This window comes from Microbulbifer mixtoriginis (SeqCode) (genome assembly GCF_052467515.1).
On record NZ_CP174314.1, the window covers coordinates 4,488,877 to 4,515,836 of the forward strand.

A 26,960-nucleotide genomic window follows, 5' to 3' on the forward strand; every position below is an offset into this window, starting at 1 on the left:
TAATCCATGAAAAAGCGAGAGCTGTAGAAGGGTTTAATTTGAAGGCAAAAAAAATGCCCCGGACTTGGGGGAGTTCCGGGGCAAACATCTGACTTCCTTGGGGGATGATGACGCATTCCAACGATCTTGCCTTTTTAGAGGGGATGTCGCCGGAACAGTTCCACGATTTCGCGCAAAGAATGCAAAAACGCCGACTAAAACACACTTATTGGCACTTTTTTCATCAAAAAGACGCCTATTAAGCCATCTTGTACCGGCGTATCTCATTGAACTGGCTCTTTTACTTAATGGATGAACCAGTCGCTTAAATTGAGAAACTCAATGCGCTTCATCCCAGCTCTTGCCGCGCCCCAGATCCACAATCAGAGGCACATGCAATTGGGCAGCGCCCTGCATAATCTCCTGTACACCACTGGCCACTGTCTCAACCTCATTCTTAGGCACTTCGAGTACCAGTTCATCGTGTACCTGCATAATCAGTTTTGTCGACAGCTGCTGCTCTTTCAGCCAGGCATCCACGGCTATCATGGCGCGCTTGATAATATCTGCGGCGGTGCCCTGCATTGGCGCGTTGATCGCGGTACGCTCGGCCGCCTGGCGTTGCATGCCGTTGCGCGAGTTGATCTCCGGCAGATACAAGCGGCGACCAAACAGGGTCTCTACGTAGCCCTTTTCCGCCGCCTGCTTGCGGGTATCCTCCATATAGCGCAACACACCGGGATAGCGTTCGAAATAGCGGTCGATATAAGTCTGCGCATCGGCGCGTGGGATATCCAATTGCTTGGCCAAGCCAAATGCTGACATACCGTAGATCAGGCCAAAGTTGATGGCTTTGGCACGGCGGCGCTGTTCATCACTGACAGCATCCAGCGCCACTTCAAAGACCTCTGCAGCAGTGGCGCGGTGAATGTCGGCTCCGTGGGCGAAGGCATCCACTAAACCCTTGTCCCCAGACAGGTGCGCCATGATGCGCAGCTCAATTTGTGAATAGTCCGCTGCAATAATTTCACTACCGCCATTAATGCGCGGGTCCGCAGTAAAGGCACGGCGGATACGACGCCCTTCCTCAGTGCGGATGGGAATGTTCTGTAAGTTGGGGTCACTGGAGGACAGCCGACCGGTAGCCGCCACCGCCTGGTGGTAAGAGGTATGCACCCGCCCGCTGCTGGGGTCGATCATTTTCGGCAGCTTGTCGGTATAGGTATTCTTCAATTTGGCCAGACCGCGATACTGCATGATCAGCGCTGGCAGCTCGTGATTGTGGGCCAGTTCCTGCAGTACCGCTTCCGCAGTGGATGGCGCCCCCTTGGGGGTTTTCTTGATCACCGGGATCTGCAATTTCTCAAACAGAATGACTCCCAGCTGCTTGGTGGAACCCAGGTTGAATTCCTCACCGGCCACTTCGTAAGCCTTTTGCTCCAACGCGCGCATCTTCTGCTCGAGTTCGGCACTCTGCTCGGCGAGCATTTTCGCATCGATATAGGCGCCGTTGCGCTCCATACGTGCGAGCACCGGTAGCAGTGGCATCTCGATTTCATCGAGTATCTTTTGCAGCGTCGGCTCCCTCTGTAGGCGTGCGCTCAACTCATTGTGCAGACGCAAAGTGATATCCGCATCTTCAGCAGCATAAGGACCGGCTTTATCCAGCTCGATCTGGTTGAAAGTAAGCTGTTTGGCGCCTTTACCGGCGATATCCTCAAAATGTACCGTGTGCTCGCCCAGGTATTTTAGTGCCAGGCTGTCCATATCGTGGCGGCTGCCGGTGCTGTCCAGTACATAGGACTCCAACATCGTATCCCGTGCGATACCACGCAGCTCGATGCCGTAGTTGGCCAGGATATGACTGTCGTATTTGAGGTTTTGCCCCACCTTTTTCTGTTTTTCGTCTTCCAACAGAGGTTTCAGCTTGGCGAGAATCTCATCGAAGGGCAGTTGCTCAGGTGCGCCCATATAGTCGTGGGCCAGAGGCACATAAGCGGCTCGATAGGGCTCGACTGCGAAAGAGACCCCCACCAGTTTTGCCTGCATATAGTTAAGGCTGGTGGTCTCGGTATCGAAAGCAAAGATCTCAGATGCCTTGAGCTGTTCAAGCCAGGCGTCGAATTCAGTCATCTCGGTAACGATGACATAATCCCGCTCAACCGCCTCAGCCATGGCCTCTTCAGACTCTTCACTGGTCAGCTCTTCCAGCCAGCCGCGAAATTCATTCTCAGTGAACAGCTCTATCAAGACATCGGTATTGGGATCCGCATTATGCAGATCCTGTGGGTGATAAGGCATCTCCACATCGGTCTTGATGGTGGCCAGTTTGTAGGAGAGTTCTGCCGCCTCGCGGTGTTCGGCCATTTTCTTACCGAGGGTCTTGGCGCCGCGGAATCCCAGCGGTGCAATGGCGTCCAGGTCTGCGTAGATATTTTCGAGGCTGCCGAGATTTTGCAGCAACGCCAGCGCCGTCTTTTCCCCCACTCCGGGGACACCGGGAATATTGTCGGATTTATCCCCCATCAAGGCGAGGAAGTCGATAATCAACTCCGGCCCCACGCCGAACTTCTTCACAACCCCTTCGCTATCCATCTCCGTGTTGGACATGGTATTGACCAGAGTGACACCGGGGCGCACCAATTGCGCCATGTCTTTATCACCGGTGGAGATAATCACTTCCTGGCCCTTACGCTGGGCTTCCAGGGCCAGGGTGCCGATCACATCGTCCGCCTCGACCCCATCTACCACCAGGCGCGGTAGCCCCATGGCATCGATAATGTCGTGGATCGGCTGAATTTGCTCGCGCAGGTCGTCCGGCATGGGAGGGCGATGGGACTTGTATTCGGCAAACATCTCATCGCGGAAGGTTTTTCCCTTCGCATCAAACACCACTACCACTGGGCTTTGCGGATGCTCCTTCAAGTGGCGGCGCAGCATGCTGATCACACCACGCACGGCGCCGGTGGGTTTGCCCTGGCTGGTGGTCAACGGCGGAAGAGCGTGAAAGGCGCGGTACAGATAGGAGGAGCCATCCACCAGGATCAGCGGGGCGGCAGGGGTGCTTTGTTTACTCATAAATCTCGGGATTCTGTTATTTGTCCTGTCGGGCGCTCGCGGCGCTGGATTGGCCGATAGGATACCCCCCTTTGCACAGTTTTTCCGCTCGCTAGCACCAGGCAGAACATTTACCGCCACCACAGCCCCTGCGGCAAAGCCAACTCATCTCGACGCTGGGTTACTAACAATCGACGCAGCAATCTCACCAAATGCTCAGGCTTGTCTAGTCTTGCCGGTAGCGACTTTCATTAATCGCCAACTCCCCGGAAACAAATGCCAATGGCCGCCCACAGGCGGCACGGGGCCTTTTATTTCCGCAAAAAAGTTACCCACAGATGTACAGGAAGGATTCTTATTATGAGAGGAGTGATGTACGCCGCACTGCTATTTACCGCCTCATTTCTAGCAACGCCAGTAGCCGCGGTATCTGCCTGCCAAACGGAAAAGTCCCAGCAAACGGTCTCTGCTACAGCAGATTATCCACAGATACCAAGTCACGAGCTGATGCTGGAAGAAGCCACCAGGGAACAGAGTGAAGCGTTATTTCAACGCCAGATGCGTCAACTGGAAAAGATGCAGCGCAAGGCTGAGAGAGATTCAGCGCGCGCAGAAAAACTTCTGCAATTCAAAAATAAATCCGGTAATGCCGGTTAAACGGCTCTTATAAGGTATGGCCCGCGCCTCAACTGTCGGGCCATTTTTTTCCCAAGTCGACATCAAATTGCCTGGGGCCCAGTTTACTCCTCTGCTTCATCTACACCGCTGTCGGGTATCTCACTAAGACAGCTGCGCGCCTGTACCAACAGTGACTCGATCAAGTCGCGATAGCTGGCATCGGGCCCCAGCTGTTCGCCGAGGGGGTCCAGAGCGACATATTCCAGCCCCAAATGCTCTGCCACTTGCCGGTCCCGAGTATTTTCTGGGACTTCTCCAAACAGGCAACCTCGCCCCATCCCACTGAGGCCTAACATGGCGCGTGCACCGCGGCCGCCACCGCTACCATTGCTTAGAGCACGGGTATTCACCCCAGCGGAGCCAAAGAAATGTCCATAAGCATCATGGGTCACCACTATGGGTATATCGCGGTAGGCCCACAGGGCCCTGTCCAGCACTTTCTGAAGGCTGGCCATAGATTGGGAAAAGTCGCGGGCGCGACTGCGATACAGCTCAGCCTGTTGCGGCTGCAATTGTGCCAGGCGCTCAGCGATCAGGGCCCCAGCCAATGCCGCATTGCGCGGACGCAGCCACAGGTGGGGATCGGCTGCATTGGCCCCCTGGTACTCAAATTCAGTTGCGCCCAATAATTGCAATTGCCTTTCCTCGGGTAGCGAATTCACCTGCCCGGCCAGCAGCCCCTCCATCTGCGGCCCCAGCCAAATCATCAATAAGGCGCGCTCCAGACGTGCCCGCTCCGCAACACTGGGGGCGTAATGGTGGGGATCGACCCCCTGGATTAATATTTTCACCGGCAGGTTATCACCGGCAATTTCCCGTGCGATCAGTGCCAGCGGGCGCACGCTCACCACCAGCTCTGTGCGCTCAATGGGCTGAGATTTACCACAGGCCAGCAGGCTGAGGCAGAACAACATCAGGGCAGAAAAGGAGAAAACACGCGAAGAGGGAGACATCGGAGACATTTGGCGAAGAAAAACTGCGATATAATCACAACCGGCTTCACGCCGCCAGCCCAACTGGCAACAGGCTCTCTTTTTGAGTCCTCGCTTGAAAGCCACAAACATACAGTTTTTCACACCCGCCCCGGAGATTTTGTCCTGAACCCTTCCCCGCCGCTAATTACCGCCGATCGCGTCGCGCTACAACTCGCCGGCCGGCAATTACTCCGGGACATCTCCGTGGAGTTGACTCGGGGGGAGATTGTCACCCTGATCGGCCCCAATGGCGCCGGCAAGACCACCCTGCTGCGACTACTACTGGGGCTGACCAAACCCACATCTGGCACCGTCTGGCGCCAACCGGGCTTGCGAATCGGTTATATGCCCCAGCGTTTACACATAGACAACTCTATGCCCATGTCCGTGCAGCGTTTCCTACAAATAGGCCAACCGGGAATAAAGACCACTCAAGCGCAGGCCGCACTGGATAGGGTGGGTGCCGAGCAACTGTTACAAGCCAGCCTGGCAAACCTCTCTGGCGGGGAGATGCAGAGAGTACTACTCGCACGCGCCGCCTCCCGCAAACCGCAATTACTGGTGCTGGATGAGCCCACCCAGGGCGTCGATGTTGGCGGGCAGAGTGAGTTGTATCAATTGATAGCCACCCTTCGCGATGAGCTGGGCTGCGGGGTGTTGCTGGTGTCGCACGATTTACATCTGGTGATGGCCGCCACCGACAGGGTGCTGTGTCTCAATCAACACATCTGCTGTCACGGACACCCGGAACAGGTGAGCAAAGATCCCGCCTACCTGGCGCTCTTTGGCGATACCGTGGCTCCCTATACCCACCAGCATAACCATCAGCACAAACTGAGTGGCGATATTGCCGGAGAGTGCAATCACTCTGGTACAAAGTCGAACGGCAAAAATAGAGAGCAATATTAAGTGGTCGAATTCGGCGAATTACTGCACAGCCAATTTCTCTGGTATGCCCTGGGTGCCGGTCTGCTAGTCGCATTAGTTAGCGGCCCACTGGGCTGTTTTGCCGTCTGGCGGCGCATGGCTTACTTCGGTGACACACTGGCACACTCAGCCTTGCTCGGTGTCACCCTCGGCTTTGTACTACACATCATGCCCACCCTCGCCGTTGGCGCAACCTGCTGTTTGCTGGCAATTCTACTGGTGTACCTGCAGCGCAGGCAGAAGTTAGCCGTGGATACTCTATTGGGGATTCTCTCCCACTCGATGCTCGCTCTCGGAATCGTGACCGTCAGCCTGTTCGAAATTAAGGTGGACCTACTCTCCCTGTTACTCGGCGACTTACTCGCCGTAGGCAGCCAAGATTTGGTGCTGATGTCTGTTACTGCCGTGGGCATCCTCGCTCTGCTTTATTGGCTATGGGAAAAATTATTAGCCTTCACTCTGCACGAGGAGCTGGCCTCGGTGGAAGGTGTGCCGGTAGAGAGAATACGTATGGCGCTAATGCTGATGCTAGCCCTGCTAATTGCCATTGCCATGAAAGTGGTTGGTGTGTTGCTGATCACCGCCTTGCTGATTATTCCCGCTGCTGCAGCACGCAGGCTCTCCCGCACTCCAGAGCAAATGGCGCTGCTGGCATCCCTGATCGGCTGCCTCGCCGTAGTGCTCGGCTTGCTCGCCTCTATTTTATGGGACACGCCAGCCGGGCCCTCTATTGTCCTGGCAGCGGCTGTGTTTTTTCTCTGTAGCCAACTACGTCCACTTCAAAATTACTAGCGTTCCTTTTGACAGTCTTTAAGCGCTGCCACAGCTTCTAATACACTGCCTTTAGTAGTTTTGGCGTTTATTTCATCCAAAAAAAGCGACTTACTTCACCCATTTATCCACAGGGTCTTTGCCCAGCTCTGAGCTAATTGTTTCAGTTTTCCGCCATTGCTAGTGTTGCTCGACGACCAGCCAATTTGGGCCAGTCATGGACTATGACAATAAAAAAGTTGAGCAATAAACATGGAAAAATTCACTCTCCGTCGCAATGTGTTGGCCTCTGCCATTTTGGCCGCGGCCGCTTCAACAACTCCACAGGCTCTCTTCGCCGCCGAGGAAGGTGCTATTGAAGAGGTCACCGTTGTCGGCTCCCGCATCAGCCGCAACTCTGAATTTGAAAATGCTACCCCGATCCAGGTAATGGACCGCGAAAGCATCGAGAAATCCGGTTATACCAACCTACAGCAACTGTTTGAGAAAAACCCCGCCGCCGGTAACGGCACTTTCTCCACCCGCGGCAACAACCAGGATTCCACCGCCAACGGTGCTGCTGCGGTGAGTTTGCGTGGTATGGGTGCCGATGCCACGCTGGTATTGGTTAATGGCCGCCGTGTTGCTATCAGCGCCTTTGCTGAGGGAATTACCACTAACTTCGTCGATATCAACAGCATTCCATTGGCTGCAGTTGAGCGTGTAGAGGTTCTTAAAGATGGCGCCTCCGCCATTTACGGCTCCGATGCGGTAGCCGGTGTGGTCAATCTGGTACTGCGCAAGGATTTCGAAGGCACTGAAGTATCTATGGACTACGGCAGTGCAGATGGCTATGACGAGCAGTCCTTCTCGGCTGTTTGGGGCATCAATGGGGAGAACTCCAATTTCACCGTTATTTTTGATCACCACAAAAACAGTCGCCTCTCCAGTACAGAGCGCAGCGGCCTGGATACCGCCAACCAAACCAGCCGAGGTGGTGAAAACTTCCGCTCAGCTCGGGGCTTCCCTGGCACTTTCATCTTACCAATGGCAACAAAAACAACACCAGATTCCAGTTGCCCTGAAGACCGTATAGCAGTCCTCAGTGTTGGTCCTGTGTGTAGCTATGATTACGGCCCCTGGACCCTGATCACACCCGAAGCAGAACGCACTGGATTATTAATGCTGGGTCATAAACAATTAACTGAAGACGTTGAATTCTTTAGTGAAATTGCCATTCAGCACAACACCTCCGTAGCGCAGGGCGCTCCTACGCCTCTGGATACAGACGCGGGCCTCTATGTGCCAGCAGACCACCCGAATAACCCCTTTGGCGAAGAAGTCGATATCGCCTTTTACCGCACAGTAGATGCTGGAGCACGTCAATGGAGCATTGAAACCGATAACCTTCGTGGTGTTTTTGGCCTGCGAGGTTCTATAGCCGATTGGGACTGGGAGGCATCTGTACAGCGCTCTCGCAGCGAGTCTAAACAGACAGGAAATAAGTCCCAAGGATGGGTGCGCACCGATCTGCTGCAAGAACAGATTAATGCCGGTAATTACAATCCCTTTGGCGGAGTACAAAATCCGGATTCAGTGATTGATGCCATCACCACCAATCTAGTCCGCCAGGGCAAGTCTGAACTGACTAGCTACGATTTCTCAGTTAACGGAGATTTAATCGATACTTCTTATGGCACTATTGCCATGGCTACTGGCTTGGAGTATCGCGAGGAAAAAGCTTCCGATTCTCCGGATGACCAATTCCAGCGCGGGTTAATATTTGGCACTGAGTCCGTATCCGCCAGCGCCAGCCGTGATATCTCCTCGGCTTATGTCGAAGTAGCCATCCCCCTTCCCGCTAGGTTCGACCTCACATTGGCCACTCGCTACGACGATTACAGTGACTTTGGTAGTACCACCAATCCCATGGCCAAGCTATTGTGGACTGCCACTGAGCAATTGTCTCTGCGTGCATCCTGGGGCACCGGCTTCCGTGCCCCTTCTCTTGCACAGATAGGTCTTGGTGACTCACAAGAATCCGTATTCTTTGCAGATACCTATGGCTGTGAAGCCAATGGCATTGAAGATTGTGGCAAGCTCGATTACACAATTATCTATTCCGCAAACCCGGACTTAGAAGCCGAGGAATCTGAGTCCTTCAATATTGGCGCTGTATACGAACCTATTGAGGGCCTTCAACTGTCTTTAGACTATTGGAATATTACCCAAGAAGGCAAAATTGATGACGTTCCATATGGCTATGTCTACAACCTTCATTGTAACGATCAGAACAGCACTATCTGCCTTCGTGATACACCACTCGAAGGTCAATCTTTAGGATCATTGCAATCCCTTCGAAACGGTTTTACCAATATAGGCGAACAAGAAGTATCCGGAGTAGATCTAACTATTGTTTACGATGGCTTAGATCTAGCCGGTGGTGAGATTGGCTTACGTCTGGATTATTCTTACCTGGCAGAATTTGAGCGTGTTGAACTGGATTCCACTGGTGAAACATTTATTACCCGTGACCAAGCTGGAGAATACGAGTATCCACAACACCGCTGGAACGCTACTGCCGACTGGACCTTTGACACCTTCAGCTTTAGTGCAGGACTCAGCTATATCGGAGAGTTTGAAGATACACCGGATATAGACTTCGATGGTAATCTCGACTATGAAAGCCACAGCACTCGCACTGTTGACTCTTTCTTGACCATGAATATGCAAGCACGCTATACCGGATTCGAAAATATGGTTTTAAGTCTCGGCGCGGATAATGTCTTTGATGAAGAACCACCCTTCGCTATTGGTGATGGCGATACAGATCTTTATGGTTATGTAGAATCACAGCATGATCCACGCGGACGCTTTATTTACGGAAAAATGACTTATAGCTTCTAATCAAAGGGCTTTCGCAAACAAAAAGGGAAGCCATTGGCTTCCCTTTTTATCTTATAAGTTTCTCGAAATTATTTAATAGACTTATTCTTCTTCGATCGATCTCCAACTGGCTCATAACCCGCCTTATGGAATTCATAGATAGTCAGCCCTACCCCTATTAATATACAGATAGATACGCCAATTCCTATTATCAAAATTAATGTATCAGACATAGCCTTTATCTTCTTGCCAGAAGGGCTGATACTTTAAAGTAGATGCCAAAACTTAAAATACTGGGCACCCATAAGGCAGTAAAAATACCCTGTTCCTTATAGCCGTTAAACCATAAGTACCCAGATAAAAAAAATGAGATCAGAACAGCCAATAAAATAAAGAAATCAGATGCCTTCAACATTGATTTAACCGCCAAATTTAATCATAGTCCCAAAACCCTATCGCAGCTAATAACAACCCTGATATTGTAATCATCGCGGGAATACCTATCCCTTGAATCCCAAAATATTGAATCATTGATGGAACAATATTTAGTACACTTGCCAATCCCCAAAGAAAAAATGGCATAGCAATTAAAAGACCAAACCAACCAAGAAAAAGCCTTGCTTTCCTCAGCCGAGGAAACATACAAATTAATCTCTTCAAAAGACCTGTGTTCAGGTTCGACAGTAAAATTTATAAAATTGCTAAAAGCATAGCTCACCAATTTGAGGCCAATGTCTAAATCAGTGCCTTTGTGAAGTCGCATACTCTTCATTACTTTGCCAGATTCTCAGTAGATTACCCCCGAGGATCTTTTTGATGTCTTCTTCACTATAACCTCGCTCAAGTAAACCAAAGACAAGGTTTGGATATTCTGAAACGTCTTTCAACCCAACAGGTAAACTGTCACCAACACCATCAAAATCTGAGCCTATTCCAATATGGTCAACACCAACTAAATCGCGAATATGATCAAAGTGATCAAGTACATCACTTAAATCGGCATAGACAAACATATCCTGATGTAACGTTTCCGTATATTTTTCAACTTCCGGACTATGTATATCTAAGTTATTTTCTTTAATATATTTTTCAGTCAGCCGACTAATTGAGTTATAGGAATCTCTAGATTTAGCACTAATAAATGTTGAGCCAAAATTGACCATAATCAACCCGCCCTGCTTTGCAAGTGCAGTTATCATTGCATCACTCATATTGCGCTCAAAACCTGGGGTGAAATGTCTCGCTGAGGAATGTGAGGCGATTACAGGAACGGATGAAATTTCCATTACCTGCCAAAAGGCCTCATCAGAAATATGGGACACATCAATCATAATACCTAGTGCATTCATCCCTCTCACTAGATCCTTACCAAACTCACTCAATCCTTTCCACGGCCTTGACTCATCATAGGAAGAATCCGAGATATGATTACTCTTAGAGTGGGTTAGGGTAATATAGCGAACCCCGCGGTTATAAAAATGCCTTAAATTATCTAAGCTTCCGTCAACACCTGCACCATTTTCCATGCCCAGAGGTAGTGAAATTTTACCCTGCTCAACTTGAGCTTTTAATTCTTTTAAAGATTTAGGAATCGCAAATTTTTCGGGATGCATTTCTACCAATGTCTCGACATTAGTAATCAGCTGGTCTGCATAATACTTAGCAGTTCCATCAATTTCCTTTTCAGCAGGTATGTAGATCGACATAAAAGGAGCGTTTAAACCACCTTTAATGGCCCTATGATAATCAAAGTCTCCCCCTTCTACGCTGGAACCAACATCAACATTTTCTTTCGACAACCTATATGGAACATCTATATGACCATCCACTAACATATTTTCCAGTACAAGTTTGGTCGCAAGTGCATGGTGATTTTCAACATTCCATTCATCACAAGCCGACAAGAATATCAAAATAAAAGCCAAGCATTTTTTCATAAGAATCTCCCAATCAAATGGTAAACGTGAATAAGATCTGCGGTAAAAACTTGAACATTATCAGTACGCTTCAACGAATATCTTGGTTAGATTATTATCACTTTTCAGTTTTAAGCCGGAAGAGGATAAGGGAGTAATAACATATGAAATACATTGACCGCCCAGTGAGCCATCACACAAAGCCAAAAATTTCTACGTAAATACCAGAGAATTGCATAACAAAAAGAGGCTAAACCGAGTAGAATAACTGCTGAAGTATCTGCAGACCACCCAACATGAAGCATGGTAAAAATAACTGTGACTATTGGAACAGAAAGCCATCGCCACTCAGCAAGGGTTTCTTCTAATCCTCTTTGTAACACCCAGCGAAAAAAGCCTTCCTCACTAATACATACGACTAAAAGATTGATAACTGCTGCTATTAATATTGTATTAGATATTTTTACCGAAGGGCCATACAAAACCAACCCAATAGCGATTGGAATAGCAATAGTAATTATTAAAAAAAATAAATCGATAGGTCGTACGGTTTGTTTTAGACGAAGCATAAAAGCGAGTAAGCCAATAGCAACTAATGCTTTACCACTATTGAGGCTGGCATATATCAAATTCCCTGCACTATCTGAGTAGGGAGTTAAAATTTGAATTCGCTCACTACCAGGAATGATATTAAAGCCGGCCAACAGCATAAGGGCAATACAAACAAAATATAAAGCCGCACGCCTCCACCCTCGGCATATTTCAAGTGTGGTTAAAGCGATCCAGGTAAGAGGTGCAAGAAAGCCAGCCCAGCCAAAAGGAATAATACATATGGATAAGATAAGTGGTGCACTCCAAGGGACTTTAGAAACATCCGTTGAGTGAACCTTGTCAAGGCTTTTCAACTGCACTTTACTTCCTTACATCTAAGCATACACAGGTCAAAGAGTAATTTATGAGAATACTCCAATAAGTAAATTAACCATTAAAAGTGGCACGAATTGAACGATAGGTTAATTTCATTTTTGCCGGATCCAGTGGGGCTCTAAAGAAAGCATGGTAATGTCCAAGGGGATTTATTAATACAACTTGAGAACCATGATCCATCGTATAATCATTATTTTCTAGAATAACTTTATTAAAAGGAACATTAAGTTGACTAGCAAAACGCTTTATTTCTATGAAATTCCCCGTAACACCGCGAAAATCATTATTAAAATATCGAACATAATCATGTAAAATTAGTGGTTTATCTCTGGCAGGATCAACCGAAACTAAAATAACATCGGTATCTGCACGAATATCTTCATCAAGGATTTTATAGAAACTATTGAGACTCGACAGAGTTGTAGGGCAAACATCGGGACAATGGGTAAATCCAAAGAATATGAAAGTCCATTGGCCTTTCATATTTTTTGTTTCAAATGCACTGCCTGTATCAGCGATTAACTGAAAATTATCTAAAATTCTTGCTCGCTGTAATTTCACGGCACCATTTATGCGAAGCTCAGAATCACTTAATATCCTTGGTTGACTTAACTTATGAACAAAGCCAACCAAAACTGCCACAATAAACATCAGTAAAACGGTAATCGTTATACGAACACCACGCTTTTGGCGTTGCATGAATTTAGGCTCAGCCATCTTATGAATATTAGTCATTTTTTACACCGATATTAAATAGTGATCCAATAACATAATGCAAAATAAAGCCATCAGATAAATAATAGAGTACTTAAAGGTTTCAATTCCCGCATTGGGGTCTCGACCCCGTAGCATTACCAAACTCCAATATATAAACCCAAGACCTAGCACCACCGCCCCAAGAAGATATAACCAACCTAACATTGCAGTCGCAAAAGGAAGTAAGCTAACTGCAAATAAAATAAATGTATAAAGTAAAATATGCAGATTTGTGTATGGAACACCGTGAGTAACTGGAAGCATAGGAACTTTTGCTCTGGCGTAATCCTCTTTCCTATGCACTGCTAGTGCCCAAAAGTGCGGAGGTGTCCAGGCAAATATGATCAGTACCAGTAACAGGGCATGTGGATGAATTTCATTAGTTACCGCTGTCCAGCCGAGTAGTGGCGGTGCTGCACCAGCGAGTCCGCCAATGACAATATTCTGAGGTGTGGCATGCTTTAAAAACATAGTGTAAATAACAGCGTAACCAATCAGAGATATCAGTGTTAACCAAGCAGTTAAGACATTCACAAATACCATTAACACTGCCATACCAAGAATACCCAGAAACAGAGAAAATAGTATGGCCTTGCGTGGCTCAACCCTTCCTCTTGCAACTGGGCGATTGCTAGTACGCGCCATTTTTGTATCAATGTAACGATCAACCAGATGATTAATCGCTGCAGCGCTACCAGCGCAAAGGGCAATACCTAAATTACCCAATATTAAAATTTCTAACGGAACCATTCCTGGAACAGCTAACAACATACCAATCAGAGATGTAAGAATCATCAGCATGACTACTCTGGGTTTGGTCAGTTCATAATAATCACGCCAGTTAGTGAAGCTCAATTTAGCAGTTTGTATAGCCATAATATTCTTCTTCTCTAATTCTTCCTTGACAAGACATAGATCATTACAACTCGGCAGCCAATCCTGAATCTTTTATAATTCTATTTTTTTTAGAATTATTTTCTCGCAATTCAATTGAGCCAGCTGAGTAAATACGATAACAGAGAGTTAAAACACCTAATAATAGAAATGCGGCACCGGCATTATGAGCAACAGCAATTGATAGTGGTAAAAACATAATTACATTTGCGACACCCAAACTTACCTGCACCCCTATCAAAGCAATCAATATAAGGGCCCAACGATACTCACCAGCTTTCCAGGAAAAAAATGAAAGGCTAAGGACTAGTCCAGTCACGATTAAAGCGCCGATACGATGAATAAAGTGAATAGCCGTACGTGCATCACTTTCCAAAGCACCACCTAAATAATTTGGCCCAATTTGTTGGAGGATATTAAACCCTTCCTTAAAATCAGCTTTAGGAAGCCACTCTCCATGACACGTGGGGAAGTCTGGACAGGCAAGTGCAGCATAATTTGAACTCGTCCAGCCTCCCAAGGCTATCTGAACAACTACTGCTATAGCAGTCAAAACGGCAAGGGGTAATAAATTATGAAGTTTACGGTAATTTTTAAATTGATCTGATAATTTGTCATATCTCATTCTTTCTACGAGTAACCACAGCATAGATAATGTTGCCATTCCTCCTAGTAAGTGCGCAGTGACAACCTGAGGCCATAACTTCAAGGTGACAGTCCACATACCGAAAGCCGCTTGCAAAGTAATCAGGGCCATCAAAAAATGTATCTGTTTAAAAGTGCGTTGTTTAGGATTACGCCAGGATATGTAAACAAGTGAAGCGACTAATAAAAGCAGGATGCCTGCAAAGTATCTATGCACCATTTCAGGCCAAGTTTTGCTAGTATCTACAGGCGTATCTGGAAATGCATAGTTAGCCGCTTGAATTTCATGATTTTTATCTGGCCAAGTAAGATGGCCGTAACAACCAGGCCAATCGGGGCAGCCCAACCCAGCATCAACAAGCCTAGTAAATGCTCCTAAAGTAACAACAATTATGGCTAAGACACATCCAGCCAATGTTAACTTCAAACGCCAACCAAATTGCTCTTTTATAGGTTGCTTTATTTTCTTTTTTTCTGACGATTCCATGTCACTCTCCATTATTTTTCATAGGAGTACTTCAACAGGCGTTTGATATCTTTCAATAGTTGATTACCACTATGTTGGTTGTCATAGATCATCATTGCGAATCCTTCCTGATCTATTAATATTGCTTTAACATCATCAATTTTTTTATGGTCGGTCAGTTCATGTAGCGTATTTACGCTATTGTCATTCAATCTGAAAATCTTTAGACGAGGATGTTCTAACTGTAGTTTTTCTTTTTTTTCTTCAGTCATGGAATGATGAGTTGCAAGAAGCCTCTCAACTCGGCTGGCTTTCTCACCCAATCGAATATGTACTTGGCGACTGGTATATAATAGTTTTTCACAGTCCTCACCACAGTCTGAAGGACTTATAATGAGATATCTCCACTTTTGGTGATCCCCCCCAATTAACTGTGTCTCCTCTTCAAGTGAAGATATTTTTAAATCATTAAAATTAATCGGTGGTTGAAGTAACTCACCTTGATTAGTTGTTCCATCAGGTATTCCCACTCCCGTATAAAACACTATATAAGCTGCAACAATCGGTAGAAATACCGATGCTGCAATAGAAAATATCTGTATTTTTTTTGAAGAAGAATTTGTTTTTATTTCCCCATTTTCTTGCAGAGTGGAGGACCCTTCTCTTCCTTCCATTATCATACCCCTAATTATTTATTTTATTTACTTTTATAAAATTGGTAGCAGTAAAAAGCCAAAGAAAAAATAAAGCTGTAGCCATAGCAAACCATTGAATCGCATAAGCGATATGTCGATCCACGCTGCTATTTACTAATTGCCAATCCGTTATGAATGCTGATTCTGAGTCAGCACTTAACCTAACGATCCAGTTGTTATTACTGAGCGTCATATTCTGAACAATTTCTTTATTAACAATCTGTATTCTACGATTTATTATTTTTTCTTTAGTCTCTATAGATTTTAAGTTTTCAACCGGGTATAAAAACCCATTGATTTTTATCTTATTTTTAGGGTAATTAACTTCAGGCATTACATCCCGGCTAGCTGAAAATGGAATCCAGCCTCGATTTATTAGCCATCTCTGTTCACCAGATATAAAGACTTGAAGAACCTCATACCCTACTTTTCCAGTGCGAGTTCGATTATCCAATAAGAAATATTCATCAGAATAATTTCCATCTAATTTTACAGGCAGGAATCTTTTTAAATTCGTAACTAAATGTAGATTTTCTGGTTGGGATGACAATCTTGAATTGATTTCTAAATCTATGATTCTCTTATCATCAGCTCTACCGAGCTGCCAAAATCCCAACAACACAAAAACTGGAATAAACCCAAAAGAAAACAGGGTGATCGACCAGTTACGAATCAATGATACACTGGTATTATCTGAAGAAACTGATGGTATCTCTACTGTCATGTGCTACTACATAAAATAATGGAAAATAATTATATGTGGCTCAAAATCGTTATAGTCGTTCTTTTTCTCGCGATACTGGTGAGTCTATCCAGTGCTTTATTTTTTCTACTGCGAGATATGGGTGCTCCCCAGTCTAAACGTACTCTTTATGCTTTAGGTATACGGATTTCCCTTGCCGCACTTCTTTTATTAGCCATCTGGTATGGCTTCGAAAGCGGCATTTTGGCTAATACTGCCCCCTGGACAGATAAATATTAGTTTATATCGCCTCAAGTTAATTCAACCTGAGGCGAATCCTATGTACTTATAAATTATGCACCTAGCACATATACAAAAATAAATAAGCCAACCCAGACAACATCTACAAAATGCCAGTACCAGCTTGCTGCTTCAAAGCCAAAATGATCATTAGGTTTGAAATGATGTGCGATTACAGAACGTAACAACATTATGAGCAGCATTATCGTTCCCAGAGTTACATGAGCTCCATGGAAACCCGTCAACATGAAAAAAGTTGTGCCATAAATGCCTGACTCTAAAGTGAGTCCAAGATGTTGATAGGCTTCATAGTATTCTTGCGCCTGAAGATATAAAAATATGAAACCTAGTAGAACAGTTCCTCCCAACCACAGATTAAATTTCCCACGCTCACCTTTTTTAAGAAACACATGAGCGAAATGTACGGTAACGCTGGAAGATAAAAGAATTATTGTATTCCAAAGAGGTAAATGCCATGGATCAATAACATCTTTAGGTCCTATAAATTGTGCCGTATCGCCATGAGCTGCTGCATCCGGAGTCACATAGAGAGGCCAAGTATTCTCAAACCCCTCCCACAACATGTTGGATATTCCATTATCGCCTTCTCCAGCTAACCAAGGAACAGAGAAATTTCTTATGTAGTATAGGGCCCCAAAAAATGCAGCAAAAAACATAACCTCAGAGAAAATAAACCATCCCATTCCCCAGACATAAGATCTCTTTAACTGTTCACTGTTCAGACCAGCCATATTTTCTCTGATTACCGCTGCAAACCAGAACCATAAGACTGCTGCTAAAGCCAGCGCACCGGTAAAGAAAATATAGGAGCTACCACCATTGATCCAATTCGCAGCACCAAAGGCAATTAAAAACAAACCTATAGTGGCAAATATCGGCAGCTTGGATTGTTCTGGAACATAATAACTGCTTTCACTAGCCATGAATTTTATCCCTCTCGCTCGGGCTCGTTATTTTTTTCGATATTTTTAGAAATTCTTTCCGTAACATCGAACAGCGTGTAGGAAAGGGTTATGGTATTTACACTGTTAGGAATCTCAGGATCAACGATAAATCGCAATGGTAACTCTGCCTGTTCACCCGCTTTTAAAATTTGCTGATTGAAGCAAAAACATTCAGTTTTATGAAAGTATTCCGCGGCTTTAAAAGGAACCAAGCTGGGAATGGCCTGACCGATCATATCCCTTCCAGTAGGATTAAAAGCGATAAAAACGGTATCCATAACCTCACCTGGATGGACTTCCACCGACATTACACTGGGAGAAAACTTCCAAGGCATATTGTCGTTATTACTCGCAATAAACTGAACGGTGATAGACCTGCTGGTATCGATAGCAGCAGGGACCGCTTCGTAACGCCCGCCAGTTTTACCATTCAAACCAGTAATCTCGCAAAAAGCATCATAAAGTGGTGGCATCACGAATATGGCGAACACCAGCATGCTGGCGGCAAGCGCCAGCAATTTCGCAGAAACTTTCGTATTTTCGCTAAATTTCATCGGCACAAGAACCAGAAATTAACGAATAACCGGAGGGGTACTAAAGGTGTGATAGGGAGCCGGTGATGGCACCGTCCATTCCAACCCCTCCGGGTTATCCCATACTTTATCAGTGGCTTTTTTACCACCCATGACTGTACGTACCACATTAAAGAGGAATACCACCTGAGCCGCACCGAAAAGAAATGCCCCCATACTGGCCATCTGATTAAAGTCAGCGAATTGTAGTGCGTAGTCTGGAATTCTTCTGGGCATACCCGCCAGACCGACAAAATGCATCGGGAAAAAGGTTAAATTCAATCCGATGAAAGCTAACCAGAAATGCACTTTCCCCATAGTTTCGTTGTACATATTCCCTGTCCACTTGGGCAACCAGTAATAAACCCCTGCCGTAATGGAAAAAATAGCCCCAGGAACCAGTACGTAATGGAAATGGGCAACTACAAAGTAGGTATCATGATACTGGAAATCCGCTGGAGCAATGGCCAACATCAATCCTGAGAATCCGCCAATGGCAAACAGAATAATAAAAGCTATAGCGAACAACATGGGGGTTTCAAATGTCATGGAGCCTCTAAACATGGTAGAAACCCAATTAAAAATTTTCACACCCGTGGGTACTGAAATCAGCATGGTGGCATACATAAAGAACAGCTCGCCGGCTATAGGCATACCCACTGTAAACATATGGTGAGCCCACACAATCATGCTGAGGAATGCAATGGCAGCTGTGGCATAAACCATAGAACTATATCCAAATAGTGGTTTACGCGTAAAAGTGGGAATGATCGCCGAAATAATACCGAAAGCAGGCAAGATCATGATGTATACCTCTGGGTGCCCAAAGAACCAGAAAACATGCTGGAATAGAACTGGGTCACCACCACCTGCAGCACTGAAGAAACTGGTACCAAAGTGGATATCCATCAGCATCATCGTCACTACACCAGCTAGTACTGGCATCACTGCGATTAGAAGATAAGCAGTGATCAACCAGGTCCAGACGAAAAGTGGCATTTTCATTAAAGTCATGCCTGGAGCACGCATATTCAGAATGGTCGCTATGATATTAATGGCTCCCATAATGGAAGATGCACCCAGAATATGAATGGAAAATATAAAAAACGTGACGCTCGGTGGTGCATATTCTGTCGACAAGGGGGCATAGAATGTCCAACCAAAGTTAGGTGCTCCCCCCTCCATAAATAAGGTCGATGCCAACATTGCAAAACCGAAAGGTAAAATCCAAAAGCTCCAATTATTCATCCGTGGTAATGCCATATCCGGAGCGCCGATCATCATCGGTACCATCCAGTTTGCTAGCCCGACAAATGCCGGCATTACCGCTCCAAAGACCATGATTAACCCATGCATGGTCGTCATTTGATTAAAGAATTCTGGCTGTACGATTTGTAGCCCAGGCTCGAAAAGCTCAGCTCGTATAATGAGTGCCATACAGCCACCCAGGAAAAACATTGCAAAGCTGAACCAAAGATACAAAGTACCAATATCTTTGTGATTTGTGGTATATAGCCAGCGTTTCAAGCCAGATTGAGGTCCGTGTGCCATGTTAAAATCCCCTAGCGCTTACTGCTTATTCTTAAAATTAAGGATATCAACGGGCTGAACCGTATCGCCCATTTCATTACCAAAGGCATTGCGTTGATAAGTTATCACTGCGGCTATATCCACCTCAGATAACTGTTCTCCAAATGCTTGCATGGCAGGGTTTACCTGTGATCCATCAATGACTATGTCAAGATGGGTATTCAGGGGACCTGTCGCAATTTTTGATCCGGCAATCGCTGGAAATACGCCGGGAACCCCTTTTCCATTTGGCTGATGACAAGCTGCACACATGCTGTTGTAGACTTTTTCCCCTTGTGCAAAAAGCTCATCAAAAGTAAAAGTTTTTCCCGTAAGCTCGCGCATTTTTACTGCAGAAGCAACTCGCCCATCCAGCCAAGCGTTGTACTCTTCTTGGGGAACAGCCTTTACCACGATCGGCATAAATCCATGATCTTTGCCACAGAGTTCTGCACATTGCCCACGATAAATTCCAGGCTCTTCAATACGTGTCCAGGATTCATTAATGAAACCTGGAATAGCATCTTTTTTTACAGCTAAGTCAGGTACCCACCAAGCATGAATCACATCATTGGCAGTAATTAAGAATCGAATTTTTTTCTTAATAGGAACAACCAAGGGTTCATCAACTTCCAATAGGTAGTTTGGGCTTTTTGGCTGTTCGTTATTAATTTGGCTGCGTGGGGTTGAGAGATTTGAGAAAAAAGTAACATCCGAACCAATGTAGTCGTATTTCCACTTCCACTGATACCCCGTAATCATGATATCTAGATCCGCTTTATCGGTATCATAGATCTCATAGAGGGTTTTGGTCGCAGGAATAGCCATGAGAATCAAAATGACAGTGGGAATTATTGTCCACACCAGCTCCACAGCTGTACTTTCATGAAACTGTGCAGCCTTGTATCCCTTACTCTTACGATGACGCCACATACTGTAAAACATGACACCAAATACAAGAGCACCAATGGCTACACAAATCCAGAAAATCAGCATGTGTAATTCATAGGTCGTTTGGGCAACTTCTGTCACCCCTTTGGGCATATTGACCCCCCAGCGCTCAACAGCCTGCTCTTCCGCCAGTACGGATTGGACAGATAGCGAAGCGGCCAGCAAGGCGAACAGCCGATCAAAGCCTCTCAACATCGCCTACAGATCTCCGTGGTTGCGGGTTTCCTTCGAAAACCCGAATTTTATTTTTGGCCGCCGGCCTTCACGGATAGCTGAAATAGCCCTGTCTATATACTGTTACAGGGTTAAATCCACTCAATAATTTTTGACATACTGTAGTAACACAAGACTACATACACTGGGCGAGGTGACATCCCCGCATTACTGCCGTCAGTGCAACTTGTTATTTTAGTAAAAAAATTTTTACTTCAGATGTCGTCGCCCGGAAGGTACAACCAACAACCTGTGTTTCTTTATTTGTCGCAACTACTGCAGGTACAACAGGAACATATTGTCAATGAAAAGTCAATCAGGCCTTATAGCGATAAATTATGCTCAAACCAGCTTCCTGCATAGGAAATTTCAAATAAATTTAATCATTATTTGATGATATAACTCCTATTTTGCAATAAGCTCAAGTTCTGTTGTCCCGGGACGATTAATTTGTATTAAAAAGATTATTTGCGTGTGCATTCACACAGACTATCCACTTCAGTACCACTTTATTGCTTGTATAAAATTGCTCTCCTTTATTGCTCCCTTCTGTCCAATCCTGCCTTCAACAATCATCAAATTGAACAATAAGGTATAATCGACAGCTTAGTAACAGATGATTTATGTGCCAAAACGATACTAATCCCTCTTAAAATACATCAGACAAAACTCCAAACTGATACGTTTTTTTTCTTACAGTTATTAATCATAAGTAGCCCCTATGAAGTACCTAACAATTGATTCAAGAAGCATGAGTCGGGTTTGGAATCTTGCCTGGCCTATGATTCTTAGTAATATTTCAGTTCCTTTACTTGGGGCAGTAGATACCGCAATTCTCGGTCACCTTTCTTCGGCCGTTTACCTCTCTGGAGTAGCCATTGGCGCAAGTGTTATGACAATGCTGCTTTGGGCCTTCGGTTTTCTTCGCATGGGCACCACTGGTGTCGTTGCACGCAGTCAAGATGGTGGTGTTGAATGGTTGCTAAGAGCAATACTATTGGCAATGGCATTAGGGATACTACTTCAGATTATTACCTATCCTTTGCTAGACAATATTGTTGGTTGGATGAATGCCAGTAGTGCAGCCAGCCCGCATGCAGTGGCTTATTTACAGATTCGTCTGATAAGTGCTCCTCTTGCACTAGTTAACTTTGCCATACTGGGTTTCTTTATAGGCCGACAGGATAGCCGGGCTCCACTATATATTTTGCTAGCAGCAAATATACTCAATATACTTTTGGATTTTCTTTTTATTCTCGGTCTTGGTTTAGGGGCAAAAGGCGCTGCGATAGCCACAGTTTGTGCTGATACTTTCGCCTTATTGATGGGATTGTTTTTACTTAAGCGTGTTAATCCTAAAATTTGGAAAGCATTAAAAAAGTGTCTTCAAACCCCTCAATTTCAGCCATGGATAGAGTGGAAGCCTTGGCTTGAGTTACTGCAAATCAATACAGATTTATTTATTCGAACCTGCTTGCTGTTATTAACATTTACATTCTTTACTGCTCAAGGGGCCGCCCAAGGAGACTCCACCCTTGCAGCCAATGCAATATTATTACAACTATTAATGATGACTTCTTACGCGCTGGATGGCTTTGCCCATGCAACTGAGGCATTAGTAGGTGAATCAATAGGAAAAAAATCAAAAAAACTATTTCAGGAAATAGTTAATGCCGCAGGCATTTGGGCTTTAGGAAGTGCACTCTTTATTACTCTATTGTTGATATTTTGTCAGCCAATAATAATAAAGTTGTTTACAGATCTCTCTAGTGTGATACAGCAAGTAAATAACGTTTATTGGTGGCTTTGCGCTCTGCCGCTATTAGCTGTATGGAGTTACCAACTTGATGGTGTTTTTATTGGCGCCGGAAAAAGCCGACAAATGCGCAATACTATGTTTATAGCTACTATTCTAATTTTTTTCCCAAGCTGGTGGTTAACTCGAGATTGGGGAAACCATGGCATATGGTTTAGTCTTTTTTTGTGGATTGGCGCACGATCTTTAGGGCTTGTTGCTTACTTTCGATACTACACTGTAACCGACACATGGATTAAGAAATAATTTAATACTTTTATAAATTAAGTTTTAGAGGGTTTCTGGCTTGTAATAAGCTAAATTATTCAGCTGAATACAGAATAGAGTAGTATGATACTGAATTTATATCGGAGATGATGTACAAAAATTGATTAGATTGAAAACCATTAGAAATCAATGTCTAAAAATTTTTCCGAAGTTTTGTTGATCTATGAAACTCATGGTTTCAGGAAATAAAAACAATAATCTCAGGATGGCAAATATTGAGCGGGAACAATAATGCATTAATACCCGCTCACAATTTTTTAAAACCCCAAAGCTCTTATCTGCTTACTGACCAAAATCTGAGTGTAGTTGGAAAAGAACTCGCTTTCTCCTTGTAAAATTGCTCGATTCAAAATATCAATTTTGCTTCTTAGAGAGCGATCATAAAAATAAAGACTGCCACTACGCACAGTGTAAGCTTTCGGATTTTCGGCCATCAACTTATAAAAGGTTGATAATCTTTCAAGATATACATTGGCATTATTAAGTGAAAAATCTCCTTTCTGATAATAGTCCAGAACTTCTGTGTTTATTTGTTTTTGAATAAATTCTTTTTCTTCATCAGAAAATCTATAAACTTTCATCTGAGTACTTATATCACTGCGTAAATCTTTCAGGTATCTATCCGCTGCCTGTGCTGACTCTCTCAGTGCACCAATAGTTTTCTTACGTTTTCTCAGTGACTTTCTACTTTTAAACGTAGCAGCATCTGACATTTCAAATGAAGCGAGGTCGGCAAGCGGTCTGAAAATAGTAATATGTTGTAAATTGCTATTTCTTGTTAATTTATTACAGATATCGACAGCATACTCCCATTCCTTAAAGGATTTTCCCTCTAAAATCTTTTCCGGTAGGCCTTCGACACTCTCATTAAGTGATCGCTGCTGTTGCAGAACAAAGCCTGGATTCTTGTGCCAATCATTTGCCTGTAAACGAAATAGGCTGAGAAGTCCTTGGTTGACGCAACTGGCCAATAGATGTGAGGTCTGCTCCAGTTGCTGTTTCTGAATTTTTCGATAATGATTTAGGCCGTACAAGCCAGCAATAATTGCAATGGCAAGCACGGCTATAACTACAATTGCCTTTTTCACTACTTATTTTTTTTGGTAGGTTGAATAAATTTTACCGGTTCTTCACTCGCCTCTTTTCTCTGCCCAGTACTAACCCGGGTTAATAGCTCAGAAGGCGCGGACTGCAGGCGTATTTCATCTTTAAATCCGCAGGAAACACACTCACGAAAATTTTTTCCATCCTCCTGGTAATTGACTATACGATCCATCTCGCTACAGCGTGGGCAAACAGCGCCAGCAATAAATCGTTTTTTGGATTTTTTGGAATGCCCACCGGAATTTTCCTGATCGACCATAGTTACTGCTCAACATGCATGACTTAACGGCCTTTTCAGGCCGGGCTGATATTTAATTCAAGCTGCTCAATACCTGAGTGACGCAATAGTGCATCAACATCGGGTTTTCTACCTCGAAATTCTACAAACAGGTCTAAAGCATCCCGGCTGCCACCCTGTTCGAGGATAGAATGCAAAAAACTCTCGCCAGTAGCACTGTCAAAAATACCCTTTTCTTCAAATAGTGAAAAGGCATCTGCTGAGAGCACCTCTGCCCACTTATAGCTGTAATATCCTGCAGCGTAGCCACCGGCAAAAATATGGCTAAAACCATGCTGGAAGCGATTTTCCTTAGCCACGGGAACTACAGCCACCTCGGTGCGTACCTCTGACATTAGCTGCTGAATTTTCTGCGTATCCATCACTTCTTCACTGGCGTGAAGTCGAAAATCAAAAATTGCAAACTCCAGTTGTCGCACAGTGAACATAGCGGACTGGAAATTCTTTGCCGCAAGCATTTTTTCTAGTAATTCTGCAGGCAACGGCTCTCCAGTTTGGTAATGAGAAGAGATCATGGCGATCGCCTCAGGTTGCCAACACCAATTTTCCAGGAACTGGCTGGGCATTTCTACCGCATCCCAGGCCACACCATTGATACCCGAAACCGCCGCTATAGCAATTTGCGTTAGCATGTGATGCAGGCCATGGCCAAACTCGTGAAACAAGGTAGTGACTTCGTAATGTGTTAGCAGAGAAGGCATATCTCTCACTGCGGGGCTAAAGTTACACACCAAATAAGCGATGGGCAGCTGCAAGCCTTCTTCACCTTGGCGGCGTGTGGCAACAGTATCCATCCAGGCACCCCCACGCTTTTTCTCTCGCGCGAAGGCATCCAAATAAAAGCCCGCAATACGTTCACCATTGCGATGAAGCCAGAAAAACTGTACATCTTTATGCCAGGTTTCCACAGTAGTGTCTTCCTGCACAGCAACTCCAAAGAGCTTTTCCACTACGGCGAATAAACCTTCCAGAACCTTGGCATAAGGGAAGTAAGGGCGCAGCTCTTCCTGGCTAATGGCATAACGCTGCTGCTTGAGTTTTTCCGCAACCCAAGCAATATCCCAAGGTTGAAGCTCTTCTAACTTATACTCTTCGCTGGCAAATAAGCGTAATTCAGCCATTTCCCGCTCGGCTGCGGGCTTGGCTCTCTTCGCCAGGTCATTGAGAAACTCCAATACGCCTTCGCAATCTGGCGCCATTTTACTGGCCAGAGATAACTCGGCGTAATTAGCCATTCCCAATAGCTGGGCCTGCTCTGCGCGAAGTGCCAAGATAGATTCCATCACTTCTGAATTGTCGAACTCTCCAGCGTTGGGCCCAACCTCAGAGGCACGGCTCACAAATGCGGTATGCACCAACCGGCGCAACTCTCGGTTCTCCGCATGAGTCATTACCGCCAAATAGCTCGGACCCTCTAGGGTGATCAACCAACCACTTTTGCCTTTTGTGTTTGCTGCACTTTTCGCCGCCGCTATAGCGGTTTCCGGCAAGCCAGTTAAATCTGCCTCATCTTCCGTATGCCAGGTCCAGGCATTGGTAGCATCCAAAACATTGTTGGCGAACTGGCTGGAAAGTTCAGCCAGGCGCTTGCTATTGGCTGCAAAGCGCTCCCGAGCTTCACCCTCCAGGCCGACCCCACTTAATTCGAAATCCCGTAAACCCAACTCTACAGATTTCTTTTGCGGCTGCGGCCAGCTCACAAATTCCGGCGAGGCCGCCAGCTGTTGATACACCTCGTACAATTCGCGGTTTTGCCCCTGCTCAGTCCAATAGGCAGTTACCTGAGCAAGCGCCGCTTCATAGGGCGCTCTCCATTCACCACTCAGTACACTGTTGAGATGACTGATCGGAGAGAAGGCCCGTTTGAGTTGATCCTGAACCTGTTCAAGTGGCTGCAAGGTGCTCTCCCAGCCAGGGTTCTCTAAGCCTCTTTGTAACTGCCCTTGGCAGTCTCCGATGAGTTTTGCAATTGCAGGCTCAACCTGCTCGGGCTGCAGCTGGGTGAACGGTGGCAGAAGAGGGATATTCAACAATGGATTGGACATACGGGACCCTGTGCTCGAAATAGGATACAGCTATGATAGAGGATTCATTGTACAGGAGCTTCTTTATGTCCCCACTGCGCAGCCACAACGATTCTGCGAGCGAGAAATCCCCGCAACTTGGCCATCGTGTTTTTGTTGACCCACAGTCAGCTGTGATTGGCGATGTCACTCTGGGTGATGATTGCTCCGTATGGCCAATGGCGGTGGTACGCGGGGATATGCATCGGATTCAGATAGGTGCCCGCACCAGTGTCCAAGACGGTGCAGTATTACATATCACCCATGCGGGGCCGTTTAATCCCGAGGGGTGGCCACTGACAATCGGCGAAGACGTCACAATTGGCCACAAGGCCTGCCTGCATGGCTGCAGCATCGGTAACCGGATTTTGATCGGTATCGGCGCCATAGTACTCGACGGTGCGGTTATAGAAGACGAGGTCGTTTTAGCAGCCGGCGCGTTGGTACCACCAGGCAAAACCTTGGAGAGCGGTTATCTCTATGTGGGTTCCCCCTGCCGCAAAGCCCGCCCGTTATCCGACAAGGAAAAAGCGTTTTTTAGCTACTCTGCGCAAAATTATGTGAATCTGAAGGATCAATATCTCCGCCAGGATATTGAATAACTCATCGC

24 protein-coding genes are annotated in these 26,960 nt (G+C 45.6%); 7 read left to right on the forward strand and 17 right to left on the reverse strand.

Annotated features, from left to right (window positions below; genetic code table 11):
• Positions 1-318: 318 nt before the first annotated feature.
• Positions 319-3,057 (reverse strand): DNA polymerase I, encoded by a 2,739-nt coding sequence (gene polA / locus ACJJIT_RS19375; protein WP_444899395.1) that lies wholly within the window; start codon positions 3,055-3,057, stop codon positions 319-321.
• A 339-nt stretch (positions 3,058-3,396) separates the two neighbouring features.
• Between polA and ACJJIT_RS19380 the strand changes: the two genes are divergently transcribed.
• Positions 3,397-3,693: a hypothetical protein gene (locus ACJJIT_RS19380; RefSeq protein ID WP_444891684.1), complete on the forward strand. Its 297-nt coding sequence runs from the start codon at positions 3,397-3,399 to the stop codon at positions 3,691-3,693.
• Positions 3,694-3,776: 83 nt separating this feature from the next.
• Here ACJJIT_RS19380 and ACJJIT_RS19385 read toward each other — a convergent pair whose 3' ends face one another.
• Positions 3,777-4,667 carry a metal ABC transporter substrate-binding protein gene (locus ACJJIT_RS19385; RefSeq protein ID WP_444899396.1) on the reverse strand — a complete coding sequence of 297 codons (891 nt, stop codon included), beginning with the start codon at positions 4,665-4,667 and terminating at the stop codon, positions 3,777-3,779.
• 144 nt (positions 4,668-4,811) lie between these two features.
• Between ACJJIT_RS19385 and znuC the strand changes: the two genes are divergently transcribed.
• From znuC to ACJJIT_RS19400, 3 genes are all read left to right on the forward strand, one after another.
• Entirely contained in the window at positions 4,812-5,597 is a 786-nt protein-coding gene (gene znuC / locus ACJJIT_RS19390; RefSeq protein WP_444891713.1) for a zinc ABC transporter ATP-binding protein ZnuC, read from the forward strand.
• Entirely contained in the window at positions 5,598-6,407 is an 810-nt protein-coding gene (gene znuB / locus ACJJIT_RS19395; protein ID WP_444899397.1) for a zinc ABC transporter permease subunit ZnuB, read from the forward strand. It abuts the gene before it with no gap.
• A gap of 231 nt (positions 6,408-6,638) precedes the next feature.
• Positions 6,639-9,272, forward strand: coding sequence for a TonB-dependent receptor (locus ACJJIT_RS19400; protein ID WP_444899398.1), 2,634 nt, complete (start codon positions 6,639-6,641; stop codon positions 9,270-9,272).
• Positions 9,273-9,683: 411 nt separating this feature from the next.
• On the opposite strand, the gene ACJJIT_RS19405 is transcribed toward ACJJIT_RS19400, so the two are convergent.
• The 8 genes from ACJJIT_RS19405 to ACJJIT_RS19440 form a co-directional block, all read right to left on the reverse strand.
• Positions 9,684-9,893 carry a hypothetical protein gene (locus ACJJIT_RS19405; protein WP_444899399.1) on the reverse strand — a complete coding sequence of 70 codons (210 nt, stop codon included), beginning with the start codon at positions 9,891-9,893 and terminating at the stop codon, positions 9,684-9,686.
• Positions 9,894-9,991: 98 nt separating this feature from the next.
• Positions 9,992-11,188, reverse strand: a complete 1,197-nt coding sequence (locus tag ACJJIT_RS19410; RefSeq protein WP_444899400.1) for a dipeptidase — start codon at positions 11,186-11,188, stop codon at positions 9,992-9,994.
• A gap of 110 nt (positions 11,189-11,298) precedes the next feature.
• A complete protein-coding gene (locus tag ACJJIT_RS19415) occupies positions 11,299-12,078 on the reverse strand; it encodes a lysostaphin resistance A-like protein (RefSeq protein WP_444899401.1) in 780 nt (259 codons plus the stop codon).
• Positions 12,079-12,145: 67 nt separating this feature from the next.
• Positions 12,146-12,829 carry an SCO family protein gene (locus ACJJIT_RS19420; protein WP_444899402.1) on the reverse strand — a complete coding sequence of 228 codons (684 nt, stop codon included), beginning with the start codon at positions 12,827-12,829 and terminating at the stop codon, positions 12,146-12,148.
• A gap of 3 nt (positions 12,830-12,832) precedes the next feature.
• Positions 12,833-13,726 (reverse strand): heme o synthase, encoded by an 894-nt coding sequence (cyoE, locus tag ACJJIT_RS19425; RefSeq protein WP_444899403.1) that lies wholly within the window; start codon positions 13,724-13,726, stop codon positions 12,833-12,835.
• 43 nt (positions 13,727-13,769) lie between these two features.
• Entirely contained in the window at positions 13,770-14,876 is a 1,107-nt protein-coding gene (locus ACJJIT_RS19430; RefSeq protein WP_444899404.1) for a COX15/CtaA family protein, read from the reverse strand.
• An 11-nt stretch (positions 14,877-14,887) separates the two neighbouring features.
• Positions 14,888-15,529 (reverse strand): hypothetical protein, encoded by a 642-nt coding sequence (locus ACJJIT_RS19435; protein WP_444899405.1) that lies wholly within the window; start codon positions 15,527-15,529, stop codon positions 14,888-14,890.
• Positions 15,530-15,539: 10 nt separating this feature from the next.
• Positions 15,540-16,274, reverse strand: coding sequence for an SURF1 family protein (locus ACJJIT_RS19440; protein WP_444899406.1), 735 nt, complete (start codon positions 16,272-16,274; stop codon positions 15,540-15,542).
• A 33-nt stretch (positions 16,275-16,307) separates the two neighbouring features.
• Here ACJJIT_RS19440 and ACJJIT_RS19445 point away from each other — a divergent pair, with 33 nt between their 5' ends.
• The gene (locus ACJJIT_RS19445; RefSeq protein WP_252086046.1) at positions 16,308-16,532 is read left to right on the forward strand and encodes a DUF2909 domain-containing protein; all 225 of its coding nucleotides are present in this window, start codon (positions 16,308-16,310) and stop codon (positions 16,530-16,532) included.
• 53 nt (positions 16,533-16,585) lie between these two features.
• On the opposite strand, the gene ACJJIT_RS19450 is transcribed toward ACJJIT_RS19445, so the two are convergent.
• Genes ACJJIT_RS19450 through coxB form a run of 4 tightly spaced genes read right to left on the reverse strand, consistent with a single transcriptional unit; the run spans position 16,586 to position 20,784 of the window.
• Positions 16,586-17,476 carry a cytochrome c oxidase subunit 3 gene (locus ACJJIT_RS19450; RefSeq protein WP_252084005.1) on the reverse strand — a complete coding sequence of 297 codons (891 nt, stop codon included), beginning with the start codon at positions 17,474-17,476 and terminating at the stop codon, positions 16,586-16,588.
• Positions 17,477-17,481: 5 nt separating this feature from the next.
• On the reverse strand, positions 17,482-18,051 hold the full coding sequence (locus ACJJIT_RS19455; protein WP_444883291.1) for a cytochrome c oxidase assembly protein: 570 nt from the start codon (positions 18,049-18,051) through the stop codon (positions 17,482-17,484).
• Positions 18,052-18,069: 18 nt separating this feature from the next.
• A complete protein-coding gene (gene ctaD / locus ACJJIT_RS19460) occupies positions 18,070-19,620 on the reverse strand; it encodes a cytochrome c oxidase subunit I (RefSeq protein WP_444883290.1) in 1,551 nt (516 codons plus the stop codon).
• A gap of 18 nt (positions 19,621-19,638) precedes the next feature.
• Positions 19,639-20,784 carry a cytochrome c oxidase subunit II gene (gene coxB, locus ACJJIT_RS19465; protein WP_252084002.1) on the reverse strand — a complete coding sequence of 382 codons (1,146 nt, stop codon included), beginning with the start codon at positions 20,782-20,784 and terminating at the stop codon, positions 19,639-19,641.
• Positions 20,785-21,523: 739 nt separating this feature from the next.
• Here coxB and ACJJIT_RS19470 point away from each other — a divergent pair.
• On the forward strand, positions 21,524-22,864 hold the full coding sequence (locus ACJJIT_RS19470; protein WP_444883288.1) for an MATE family efflux transporter: 1,341 nt from the start codon (positions 21,524-21,526) through the stop codon (positions 22,862-22,864).
• 278 nt (positions 22,865-23,142) lie between these two features.
• Here the strand turns inward: ACJJIT_RS19470 and ACJJIT_RS19475 are convergent, their stop codons facing one another.
• The 3 genes from ACJJIT_RS19475 to ACJJIT_RS19485 are packed head-to-tail and all read right to left on the reverse strand — an operon-like array spanning position 23,143 to position 26,332.
• On the reverse strand, positions 23,143-23,973 hold the full coding sequence (locus tag ACJJIT_RS19475; protein ID WP_444899407.1) for a hypothetical protein: 831 nt from the start codon (positions 23,971-23,973) through the stop codon (positions 23,143-23,145).
• Positions 23,973-24,248, reverse strand: coding sequence for a YheV family putative zinc ribbon protein (locus ACJJIT_RS19480; protein WP_444883286.1), 276 nt, complete (start codon positions 24,246-24,248; stop codon positions 23,973-23,975). Before ACJJIT_RS19480 ends, ACJJIT_RS19475 begins: the two co-directional genes overlap by 1 nt.
• Positions 24,249-24,283: 35 nt before the next feature.
• Positions 24,284-26,332, reverse strand: coding sequence for a M3 family metallopeptidase (locus ACJJIT_RS19485; protein ID WP_444899408.1), 2,049 nt, complete (start codon positions 26,330-26,332; stop codon positions 24,284-24,286).
• A gap of 65 nt (positions 26,333-26,397) precedes the next feature.
• Here ACJJIT_RS19485 and ACJJIT_RS19490 point away from each other — a divergent pair, with 65 nt between their 5' ends.
• Positions 26,398-26,952: a gamma carbonic anhydrase family protein gene (locus ACJJIT_RS19490; protein ID WP_444887638.1), complete on the forward strand. Its 555-nt coding sequence runs from the start codon at positions 26,398-26,400 to the stop codon at positions 26,950-26,952.
• Positions 26,953-26,960: the final 8 nt, after the last annotated feature.